The organism is Pseudomonas sp. Pseusp97, assembly GCF_047304025.1.
Lineage (GTDB): Bacteria > Pseudomonadota > Gammaproteobacteria > Pseudomonadales > Pseudomonadaceae > Pseudomonas.
Genome location: NZ_JBGLYK010000434.1, coordinates 1 through 1268, shown reverse-complemented (window position 1 = coordinate 1268; position 1268 = coordinate 1). Strand labels below are relative to the sequence as shown.

The 1268-nt window shown below is 67.8% G+C and carries 2 protein-coding genes; both read right to left on the bottom strand.

The annotated features are described in order from the left end of the window. The coding region (locus ACCC94_RS29685) for a diguanylate cyclase (protein ID WP_413353170.1) at positions 1 to 707 on the bottom strand (707 nt) is incomplete at its 3' end. 23 nt (positions 708 to 730) lie between these two features. Further along, on the bottom strand, positions 731 to 1268 hold a 538-nt coding region (locus tag ACCC94_RS29680), incomplete at its 5' end, for a chemotaxis protein CheB (protein WP_413353169.1).

The following is a 1268-nucleotide window of genomic DNA, read 5'->3' as shown; positions in this document are numbered from 1 at the left end:
TTAGTCTGGCCGGCGACCTGGCGCAGGGCCTCGTCGCCCTGCACGTGGCCGAAGGTGTCGTTGTAGGCCTTGAAGTGGTCGACGTCGATCAACAGGATCGACAGCTGCACCTGCTCGCGCTGGCTGCGGCGCCACTCCATTTCCAGGTATTCGTCGAAATGCCGGCGGTTGGACAGCCCGGTGAGGCCGTCGGAGTTCATCAGCCGCTGCAGCACCAGGTTGGTCTCCAGCAGCTGCTGCTGGCTCTCGCGCAGGGCCCGGTAGGCTTCGTCGCGTTGCAGCAGGGCGAGGTAGGAGCGCGAGTGGTAGCGCACGCGCGCGATCAGCTCGATGGCGTCGGGCAGCTTGACCAGGTAGTCGTTGGCACCGGCGCCGAACGCCGCGCTCTTCACCGCCGGGTCTTCCTTGGTCGACAGGACGATGATCGGCAGGTCGCGGGTGGCCGGGTTGGCGCGGTACTCGCGCACCAGCGAGAGGCCGTCGGCGCCGGGCATCACCAGGTCCTGGAGGATCACCGTGGGCTTGATCTGGATCGCCAGGGCGATGGCCTGGTGCGGATCGGAGCAGAAGTGGAAGTCGATGCTGGGGTCATCCGCCAGGGCGCGGCGCACGGCCTCGCCGATCATCGGCTGATCATCCACGAGCAGCACCATGACAGCGGAATCGCCGGGGGTGTTCACGGGGAAATTATTCGTCAAAGGATTCATGCAATCGGCTCCGTAGCCCGCGCTCAGGCGCAGACCTCAGCGAGTCTGCGGGCGATGTCGCCCAGGGGGCGGATCTCTACCGCGGCGCCTATCGCCGCCGCGGCCTTGGGCATACCGTACACGGCGCTGCTGCCCTGGTCCTGGGCCAGGGTCAGGAAACCGCGCTCGCGCATGTGTTTCAGGCCTTCGGCGCCATCGCGGCCCATGCCGGTGAGCAGCACGCCGACGGCATCGCCGCTCCAGTATTCGACCACGCTGTCGAAGAACACGTCGATCGAGGGCCGGTAGATATGGCTGCTGGGCTCGGCGGTATAGGTCAGCTCGCCGCCCTTGATCAGGCGTATGTGGTGGTTGGTGCCGGCCAGCAGCACGCAGCCGGGCTGTGGCGATTCGCCGTTGCGCGCCAGGCGCACCGGAATGCGCGACTGGGTCGTCAGCCATTCGGCCATGCCCGCGGCGAAGACCTCATCGACGTGCTGGACCACCACGATGGCCGCCGGGAAGTTCTCCGGCAGCGCCGCGAAGACCTCCGCCAGCGCCGCCGGGCCGCCGGCCGAGGAG